This window comes from Hyphomicrobium sp. (genome assembly GCF_003987855.1).
In the GTDB taxonomy this organism is placed as follows: domain Bacteria; phylum Pseudomonadota; class Alphaproteobacteria; order Rhizobiales; family Hyphomicrobiaceae; genus Hyphomicrobium_B.
In genome coordinates this window covers 185,668-194,426 of sequence record NZ_RXIZ01000007.1, presented here as the reverse complement: position 1 = coordinate 194,426, position 8,759 = coordinate 185,668, and the positions used below count along the sequence as shown (strand labels likewise).

The following is an 8,759-nucleotide window of genomic DNA, read 5'->3' as shown; positions in this document are numbered from 1 at the left end:
TGGAGAGGGCGCGTCGCCGAGTGTACCGGTGCGAACATCTTTTTCATCAAAGATGGCGTCATCCACACGCCCACGGCGGATTGCTTCCTCAATGGCATCACGCGCAAGACGGTCATCAGTCTCGCAAAGGCGCGCGGGATCTCGGTCGTGGAGCGCGACATCATGCCGGAAGAACTCCCGTCGTTCACCGAGTGCTTCATCACAGGTACAGCCGCGGAAGTGACCCCGGTGTCGGAAATCGGCGAGCACAGGTTCAAGCCCGGTCAGATCACCGAGACGCTCCTCAAGGACTACATGGAGTTGGTGAAGCCGCAGAAGCGCGTCGCCGCGGAGTGATCGATTGGCGGGCGGGGACGGGGAAGATTTTCTCCGTCCGGCCCTGCTCCTCTGATTAATCGAGCAGCGCTTCGTCGGCCTCTAAGCGGGCGTTAGGCTCGGGCGATCGAAGCATCAGTGGCGCGCAGACAGCGAATAGAAAGACAGCAATCGTGCCACCTATGACGCTGAGCGTCATAGCGGAGAGCCCGTGACCGAACCACATGGCTATCAGGTCGATCGCGAAGGCCCAGAACACCGCGGGCAGGAAGGACGCAACCGCTACTCCCGCAAGACGCACAGCAAAAGGCCGCCCAACCCGCCGGGCGGGCCGCTCAAGTGATGGGATTGCTGTCGTCGTCGCGATGCGCATGCCTAATTCGACTCCGCCCTCGACATTAACCTGATTCTCGCTGCAGGAAGCTCAAGGCCCTGCAGCCTCAATGCGATAACTCTCAAACTAGGTTTTTGGACTTAAATGACCCGTAAATTTCGAGGTTAAAATGCGCATCTAAGTGGCCCCTTTGCGGCAGCGTATGCAGATATTCTGTGTGCCCCGTATCTGCCATTGGCGCTCGCTCCAGCCTGCTGCGAACGGTGCAATCAATTTCGTGCGCAATAACTGTAGGTTAATGTGCTGCACTCAATCAAGAGGCGTGCGGATTGGTTTCAACAATCATTGATTGTCTCTCGAGGGTGACGTTCGCATGCGTATAACGGCTGCGCTCGATATCGATGAAGCTGAAATCGAGGAGCGGTTTGTGCGCGCCTCCGGTCCCGGCGGGCAGAACGTCAACAAGGTTTCGACGGCGGTCGAACTACGGTTCAACCTGGCTGCAAACACAAGCATCCCGCCTGATGCGCGCGGGCGCCTGAAGCGTCTCGCCGGACGACGTTTGACGACAGAGGGTACCATCGTCATCCAGGCAGATCGGTTTCGAAGTCAGGAGCAGAACCGGGCTGATGCGCGCGAGCGACTTACCGACTTGATCAAGGAGGCACTGGTCCGGCCCAAGCCACGGATAAAGACCAAGCCATCGCGTGGGGCTCGGGAAGAGCGCATGAAGACGAAGAGTGTGCGTGGGAAAGTCAAAAAAATGCGCAGCCGCAAAGTCGATTTCGACTGACCATGCATGCGGCTGCGCGGAGCGATGTGAAATCAAATGACGATGGACGCAACCTTTGCAGCGACGTTCAGCAGACCGACGAGCTGATCCATCGTCTGCTTGAAGCTGTCTTGGCTCGGGTTCGAGTTTGCAGAGTCTGAATTATCGGCGGTATTGCCGGCGCTGGACGGGGCGCCGGATGAGGCACTGTACTGGGCGTGGTGATGTCTATCATTTAGGGTCGACAGATCGGCCTTGAACCGGCTCGCATATGTCTTTGCGGCGGTTTGATCCGCTTCGAAGGGCACGGGATTGGACGACGACTGGGCAGCCGTTGACCCGTTTAATGATGTTAAGAGGCTCAGCTGCTGCTGCCGGTAGCGGGCGTAGGCGTCTGAGCTGCCGATTGCGGCGACGGACATGAGTGCGCCTTTCAGAGGGAGAAATCAGGGCGCGCTTCATGCGGCCGCCAAACGCGACACGAACATCACTCCGCAAAAAAGCTAAATCCTGTAGCTGTTGCGAAGCTGACGTTTCGCTGGAGGTGTGGCTTGGGCCGATTGCCTCTGCAAGCTGGATCGTGCGTCAGGTTCGTTGCCGTCGCATTGGAAATTCAACTCGCGCAGGCTATTGCCTCTTCATCATTGAGGGGGAGCATGGCCGATAGGTGGTGTCTGCTGACATCGTACGACAGCGGGTTTTCCGAAATCGCGGCCCTCGCCACGCCCGCGATGAGGCGCTACGCCAACCGGTACGCGATGGAGTTCCAGGAAGCGATCGATGGAACGTGTGGACGGCCACCGGCATGGTCGAAATTGTATCCTACACGGCAATGCTTCGATGAAGGCATCTGATGCCGTCATTCGACGTTTCGACAAAGACATCCCCGATAGCATTAGAGACGACGCTGACTTCTACTTTGTGAAAGAGCGTTGGTGCGTACCGGACACGCCATCTAAGTGGCGCCTCAACACCGGAGTCTACGTCATGCGGAACTGCCCCAGCTCGCGGCAGCTGCTCGATGCCGCAATCTCTCGCCGCGAATACATCAATCACGAATGGTGGGACCAAGCTGCGATCAGTGCGGTCTTGGGATACTGGTCCGTATTTTTTCGGCCAGAGGAACATCGCGCTGATGAGCCGACGGAAATTTCCAAGCGGATTGGCTGGCTGCACTCAGAGTGGAACGCTTCTCCCGTCTATGATCCGGTGCCCAACGCGATCATCCGTCATTTCTACGGTCTTCGCGGGAACGGGAAGAAAGCAGCCATGATGATCGATGCCATCGCCGACGGGCGCGCAGAGGGCTCTAGCTCGAGTGCACCTGTCACGATCGGCAGATCTTCAAACTCTTGGAGCCATCATTGCGTGCGCGGCTTCAGCGCTGACCGGATGCGATCATGACGTGGACGCCGGATTGCGCGCATTGCGAAAAAAGCCCTGGCGTCTTTGGACCTCACAATCCTGGGCGACACGACAGTTCGTGCGCGCCGGATGAAGGAAGCGACCATCGGGGCGGCAATTGCGTCGTACGAAATCGATGGGGAAATCAAATGTCTTGGTAGCGGGAGGCGGACTTGAACCGCCGACCTGCGGATTATGAGACCGCCGCTCTAACCACCTGAGCTATCCCGCCACACCGGCCTGCAAGCTGCCGTCGAGCGACCGTCTATAGGGAGCGCCGTAGCATCCTGTCAACACGACGGCGCGCCCCATCGTCCCTAATTTCTGTCCGGTGCCCACATCTCGATGGCGCGAACCGCACCTACTCCGCCGCTTCGGGGCGCTGGGAAACCGATGCAGCGTCCTTACGAAAACGCATCATCGTGAATATCCCCCACGGCCGAAGTGCCTTCCGGTCGATGAGCTTGAGTTCGGGACAAACCATGACGCGGGAAACGTCGAACACCGAGTGCCAGCCGACGAGATCGGCGAACGGCGCCATCTGACGCTCGACCCAACCGCGCACGCCTTCGTCCTGGCTGAAGTGATTGACCAACAACACTTCGCCGCCGGGCTTCGTCACACGAGCAAGTTCCTGCATGACCTTCGTCGGGTCCGGGACGACGGTGATCACGTACATTGCGACGGTGGTGTCGAACGAATTGTCCGCGAAGCTCAGGTTGCCCGCGTCCATCTCGTATAGGCCAGAGATGTTCGTCAGTTTCTCGGCCTTCACGCGCTCTCGCGCTTTGTCCAGCATCTCAGGCGCCAGATCGATACCGACAACATCGAGGTGCGATTTGTAGTTCGGAAGCGCGAGGCCGGTGCCAACGCCGACTTCCAAGACGCGTCCCGATCCCGCGTTGATGATTTCGGCCGCATGCCGCCGCCCCGCCGTCGATATTGCACCGAAGGTGTAATCGTATACCGGGGCCCAACGGCGATAGGCATCGCGGACTTGGCCTTCGTCGAGCTGCAGAACTTTGGCGCCAGCACGTTTTCTTTGCGCGCCAAAAGCAGTCACTGTCGAAGGCTCGTTATCACTCACTGCAGATCTCCATCCGTCCGCATCGTTTCACGCGACGCACCTAGCGCCCCAGGCCGGCGACCGACTGACCCGAGGCATGGGTTTGCGCGGCAGCGTTGGCTTTGATCGTTTTGTCGATCCATCCCCCGCCGAGAACGCGTCCTTCAGCCCCGTCATCGGCATAAAACACACAGGCTTGGCCGGTCGCAATACCTTCCTCGCCGTCATGAAGCTCAACCCTGACCCTACCATCTTCTTCGATTTTCAGCTGGGCGGGGCGGAGTTTCTGCGACGAGCGCATGCGAACGTAAAGCGAAAGGCCGGATGTCGCGAGGATTTCCAGCGGCTTTTCCCCGAGCCAATTGACGTTCCGAAGCATAAGGCCAGTTGTCGTCAGTGCCGAACGAGGACCAACAATCACTTCGTTTCGAGAGGCGTCGAGACGAACGACGTAGAGCGGTTCGGCGGCCGGAATCTTGATGCCGCGGCGCTGTCCGACCGTGTAGTGCACGATGCCGTCATGGCGGCCGAGGACGCGGCCGTCCAAGTGAACGATGTTACCGGAATCCAACGCGCTGGGCTTCAGCCGCTCAATGACATCGGTGTACTTGCCAGTCGGAACGAAGCAGATGTCCTGGCTGTCCGACTTGTCGGCCACGGGGAGATTGAAGGAGCGCGCGAGGTCGCGCACATCGGATTTGCGCATGCCGCCAATAGGGAACCAGAGAGACCGCAGCTGCTCCTTGGTGATGCCGAAGAGAAAATAGCTCTGGTCGCGGTCGGTATCGACGGCGCGCGCAAGCTCCGGTCCGTGGTCCGTGTCCAGCCGCTGCACATAGTGGCCAGTCACGAGCACGTCCGCGCCCAAGTCCTTCGCAGTATCGAGCAGGTCGCGGAACTTGATTTCGTTATTGCAGGTGACGCAGGGAATAGGCGTCTCGCCGGCAACGTAGCTTTCTGCAAACGTCTCGATCACTTTTGCAGCGAAGCGGGTTTCGTAATCCAGCACATAATGGGGAATGTCGAGGGCTTCGGCGACCCGGCGCGCATCGTGGATGTCCTGACCCGCGCAGCAGGCGCCCTTACGGCCGGTGGCCGAGCCATGGTCGTAGAGCTGAAGCGTCACGCCGATCACGTCATGCCCGGCGGCTTTCATGATTGCGGCTGCAACCGAACTATCGACGCCGCCCGACATCGCCACGACAACTCTCTTCCGGAGGGAAGGAGCCTCGACCGGGCTGGTCAACACGTCGCGGTTGGCAACGGACGTTTCGGAGTGAGTCATGCGGATCAAACAGAGGCTCGGATCAATTGAGCGGGCCAAGAAATGAGGCCCCTACAACGCTATCCCTTTGCCGCTATCCTCAAAAGTTGAGCAGTTTCAAAGAATTGCCGCGCGGGACAGGATGCTGCCCGAGATCGACGCGAATAGCCGGTAATCAATAGTTCTCAAATCGGTCCCCGGCAAGGCGGTGTGTCATCCCGCACCGCGCGTTGGCCCGTTTTTCGCTCTGAAGGACATGCGGTTACCGGCTGGGTCATTCTGACATGGCCGGCCTCAGCCGCGCCCCATTTCGATGGCGGAAATACCGGAATTGGCACGGCCGTTTAAGCCTTTTTCACTCAATGGCTTAGTGCTAATTTAATCGCAAACAGGTTATAACTCCCCCGTGGTCAAGAGTGTGTATCGAGTATCATGACCGAACAGCAGATGAGAGCGCGCGGGCGCTATGTGATCGGACCCGATGGGTCGCCGCTCACAGTTGCCGATCTTCCCCCGCGGGACACGAAAAGATGGGTCATCCGTCGCAAGGCGGAAGTGGTCGCTGCAGTACGCGGCGGACTGCTTAGCATCGAGGAAGCGTGCGAACGCTACACCTTGACTGTCGATGAGTTCCTGTCTTGGCAGAGGTCGATCGACAAGCATGGCCTTCCGGGCCTGCGGGCGACGCGTCTGCAAGACTATCGCGACTGATCCTTCCGGATCGATCGTTGTCCGTGCAGTTGAATGAGGCGGCCCATTCGCGGGCCGCTTTGCGCTGTATGGTGGAATTTTTCAGGGTGCTGCTGGAGACTGCGCGGCGGGTTTCGCCTGGGCAGCTTTCTGCTTCGCCTTTGATGATTTCTTTGCGGTTTTCGCGGTGGCCGGAGGCGCTTGTGGCGAACTCGGCGCCCAGCCAGCAACAGCATTAGCGCCAACGCAGCCTTGCTCGTCCTTCGACCAGCGAGCGATGTCGTCCTTCATGGCGCTCGCGTATGTATCCGACATCTTCCGGTTCTCGACCGTGACGCGTGCCGAAGATTCTCCAGTCGGAAGAATCTCGACGACGTAGGCCTTTGGCCCGCGCGGGTTCGGCTGTGATGGATCGCGCTGGTGAATTGTAATAACGGCCTTTCCTCCGCCGCCGCGCGATGGAGCGTCGGCGGCTGCGTGGAAGATATAATCCTTTTTCAACGGACCATTGACGGCGAACCAACAGGCCATCGCGCCGCGCGCAATCGAGGAATAGATTTCGGTCGCGGATCCAACGGCGCCCGGCACTGGAACGCCTCGAGACTCCTCAGGCGCGCCGGGATTGTTTGCGGGAGATGGCGCACTGGACGATGATGATGGAGGCGCATCCTCGGACTGGCCGATGCTCATTGACTGCAACTGAGGGGCGTTGCTCGCACAACCTGTCAGCGCCGCCAATGTGAGCAGCGTCAAGACCAGGCTTGAGGCGTAGCGAATCAATATTTCCCCCGAAGTAGCGGCCCAAGACGAATCCGTCTTTGACGCGGATACCGAAAGGACTCGTGCCCGGCACAACTCCATTCGACAAGTGGGCATCAACCCGCTGAGGCAGGGAGCCAACAGAATTTGGCACGAAAAAAGGCGGCGCCGCGTGGCACCGCCTTTCGAAATGGAGCGATGTTGCGCGATCAGCGCAGGGCAGAAAATCCGAGGGGGCGGTCGCGCCGGCCAAGACGATTTTCTTCAAGATTGGTCGACTGCTGCGCGGCACGCGAGAATTGTTCAACCGTATCGTCGCGCTCACGGACGGCGGCCGCGAGTTTTTCACGCAACCCTTCGGTCGACTGACGAAGATTGTCGCGGCGCTGCGCGGCGGCTTTTGCGAAGGTCGAATAGGAGAAGTGACCGCGATCGCGAATTCCCGTGCGATCTTCTTCGAGTTGGATCTGGCGTTCGAGATCGGAGGCCATTTGATCAAACTCGCGGATAATCCGCTCGAGATCGTCAACCTTCCTCGACTTTTCTTCGACTTCTCGACGCTTCAGGCGGATCGCCAAGTCACGTGACTTCATCGTTCGATACCCCAAACTCATTCGAACTCTGTTACCCAAGAAGCGTGCCAGATGGAGGTCTGGTAGTGCTGCTTAGGCAACTAGGAGAAATACTTGAAATCCGGGTAGACGCCGCGTTGCAACAGCGTCCCTGGACCCTCAATACTCTGAATAACATACTGCATTTAAGTTGCGGTAAAGCAACGCGTAACTATTTCTGAGAGGTCGTGTCGTTTGGGGGCAGATTTTTGCCACAGACCGGCTAGGGCAACGGCGCGAATTCTGTTAGCTCTTGATTCGGGCCGTATGCGGGTTACGAGGCGATTGTAGAGGCCAATCAACGGAGTGGGCGCTCCGTAGATGGGTTTCGCCAAGGGATCTGTTGGCGGGTCGAGAGGGGCTAAGTTCTAATATTTCGTAGGGATTGGCGGGCCATCTTCGGCGCGCGCGGGGCAAGTTTGTCCCGTGATGGACGATGCGTGACCTGCGGCCGGGAAAGCCGTATCATTTACTTAACAGGACCATTTCTGTTCGGTTCTGGCACAGTATGATGGAATAGCTAACGCGGATTAGGCTTTGTTAACCTCTCGTCGCTAACTTCCTAACGATCGCTTAGCTCGATTGTAGTGCGTTGACTTTGAGCCAAGGGCAGCCATAGCGCGGACACGGATCGGATAGGGCACCAGAGGGACGGTCATGCGGGTTCTACTCATTGAAGATGATAGTGCCACGGCGCAAAGCATCGAGCTTATGCTGCAGTCGGAAGGCTTTAATGTTTACACGACGGACCTTGGCGAAGAGGGCGTCGATCTCGGTAAGCTTTATGATTACGATATCATTCTGCTCGATCTGAATCTTCCCGATATGAGCGGGTATGAGGTCTTGAAGACGCTGCGCGTCGCAAAGGTCTCTACACCGATTCTCATTCTTTCGGGTCTTGCAGGCATCGACGACAAGGTTCGCGGTCTCGGCTTCGGCGCCGACGATTACATGACAAAGCCGTTCCATAAGGACGAACTCGTCGCGCGAATCCAAGCCATCGTTCGGCGCTCGAAGGGCCACGCTCAGTCCGTCATCGAGACAGGCGATCTGCGCGTCAACCTCGACACCAAGACAGTGGACGTCAACAATCAGCGCGTGCATCTGACCGGCAAGGAATATCAGATGCTGGAGCTGCTCTCGCTGCGCAAGGGCACGACGCTGACGAAGGAGATGTTCCTCAATCATCTCTATGGCGGCATGGACGAGCCCGAGCTGAAGATCATCGACGTCTTCATTTGCAAGCTGCGCAAAAAGCTTCAGGCCGCGACGGGCGGCAAGCATTACATCGAGACGGTGTGGGGACGTGGTTACGTTCTTCGCGATCCGGGCCATGAAGGCTCCGAGGCGGCCTAAAATCCGTATCCATTGAATTCGTTTCACGCGCACAAGGGCCATGATGGCCCTTGTCGTGTTTCTGGGCATATTTCGCCGCGACGCGTATTCCCCAAAGTGCCGAAGCTCGATCGCTCGTCAGCCCGGAATGACGCACAGGCCATGCAACACTTCGCTGTTTCCGACGATATGGGCTAAGACGACGGCAA

At 58.4% G+C, this 8,759-nt stretch carries 12 protein-coding genes and 1 tRNA gene; 6 read left to right on the top strand and 7 right to left on the bottom strand.

What is annotated here, in order from left to right; genetic code table 11:
• The coding region (locus EKK30_RS06250; RefSeq protein ID WP_290981865.1) for an aminotransferase class IV at positions 1–336 on the top strand (336 nt) is incomplete at its 5' end.
• Between the two features lie 55 nt (positions 337–391).
• Here EKK30_RS06250 and EKK30_RS06245 read toward each other — a convergent pair.
• Positions 392–688 carry a hypothetical protein gene (locus EKK30_RS06245; protein ID WP_290981862.1) on the bottom strand — a complete coding sequence of 99 codons (297 nt, stop codon included), beginning with the start codon at positions 686–688 and terminating at the stop codon, positions 392–394.
• Between the two features lie 334 nt (positions 689–1,022).
• On the opposite strand from EKK30_RS06245, the gene arfB reads away from it, so the two are divergent.
• Positions 1,023–1,442 carry an alternative ribosome rescue aminoacyl-tRNA hydrolase ArfB gene (arfB, locus tag EKK30_RS06240; RefSeq protein WP_290981859.1) on the top strand — a complete coding sequence of 140 codons (420 nt, stop codon included), beginning with the start codon at positions 1,023–1,025 and terminating at the stop codon, positions 1,440–1,442.
• A gap of 32 nt (positions 1,443–1,474) precedes the next feature.
• Here the strand turns inward: arfB and EKK30_RS06235 are convergent, their stop codons facing one another.
• A complete protein-coding gene (locus tag EKK30_RS06235; protein ID WP_290981856.1) occupies positions 1,475–1,843 on the bottom strand; it encodes a hypothetical protein in 369 nt (122 codons plus the stop codon).
• A gap of 234 nt (positions 1,844–2,077) precedes the next feature.
• Between EKK30_RS06235 and EKK30_RS06230 the strand changes: the two genes are divergently transcribed.
• Entirely contained in the window at positions 2,078–2,275 is a 198-nt protein-coding gene (locus EKK30_RS06230) for a hypothetical protein (protein ID WP_290981853.1), read from the top strand.
• Positions 2,262–2,825, top strand: coding sequence for a hypothetical protein (locus tag EKK30_RS06225; RefSeq protein WP_290981850.1), 564 nt, complete (start codon positions 2,262–2,264; stop codon positions 2,823–2,825). The genes EKK30_RS06230 and EKK30_RS06225 overlap by 14 nt, the downstream gene beginning before the upstream one ends.
• A gap of 155 nt (positions 2,826–2,980) precedes the next feature.
• Here the strand turns inward: EKK30_RS06225 and EKK30_RS06220 are convergent.
• The 3 genes from EKK30_RS06220 to mnmA all read right to left on the bottom strand — a co-directional run bounded on the left by EKK30_RS06220 (position 2,981) and on the right by mnmA (position 5,176).
• A tRNA-Met gene (locus EKK30_RS06220) sits at positions 2,981–3,057 on the bottom strand.
• Positions 3,058–3,186: 129 nt separating this feature from the next.
• Positions 3,187–3,912 (bottom strand): methyltransferase domain-containing protein, encoded by a 726-nt coding sequence (locus tag EKK30_RS06215; protein ID WP_290981847.1) that lies wholly within the window; start codon positions 3,910–3,912, stop codon positions 3,187–3,189.
• A gap of 40 nt (positions 3,913–3,952) precedes the next feature.
• A complete protein-coding gene (mnmA, locus tag EKK30_RS06210) occupies positions 3,953–5,176 on the bottom strand; it encodes a tRNA 2-thiouridine(34) synthase MnmA (RefSeq protein WP_290981844.1) in 1,224 nt (407 codons plus the stop codon).
• 411 nt (positions 5,177–5,587) lie between these two features.
• On the opposite strand from mnmA, the gene EKK30_RS06205 reads away from it, so the two are divergent.
• Positions 5,588–5,866 (top strand): DUF1153 domain-containing protein, encoded by a 279-nt coding sequence (locus EKK30_RS06205; protein ID WP_045836900.1) that lies wholly within the window; start codon positions 5,588–5,590, stop codon positions 5,864–5,866.
• 81 nt (positions 5,867–5,947) lie between these two features.
• Here EKK30_RS06205 and EKK30_RS06200 read toward each other — a convergent pair whose 3' ends face one another.
• Together EKK30_RS06200 and EKK30_RS06195 are read right to left on the bottom strand one after the other, a co-directional pair.
• Positions 5,948–6,625: a hypothetical protein gene (locus EKK30_RS06200; protein ID WP_290981834.1), complete on the bottom strand. Its 678-nt coding sequence runs from the start codon at positions 6,623–6,625 to the stop codon at positions 5,948–5,950.
• 188 nt (positions 6,626–6,813) lie between these two features.
• Complete coding sequence (locus EKK30_RS06195) at positions 6,814–7,197, bottom strand: flagellar export protein FliJ (protein ID WP_290981831.1); 384 nt, start codon at positions 7,195–7,197, stop codon at positions 6,814–6,816.
• 675 nt (positions 7,198–7,872) lie between these two features.
• Between EKK30_RS06195 and ctrA the strand changes: the two genes are divergently transcribed.
• Positions 7,873–8,571, top strand: a complete 699-nt coding sequence (ctrA, locus tag EKK30_RS06190) for a response regulator transcription factor CtrA (RefSeq protein WP_290981828.1) — start codon at positions 7,873–7,875, stop codon at positions 8,569–8,571.
• The last annotated feature ends 188 nt before the right edge of the window (positions 8,572–8,759 follow it).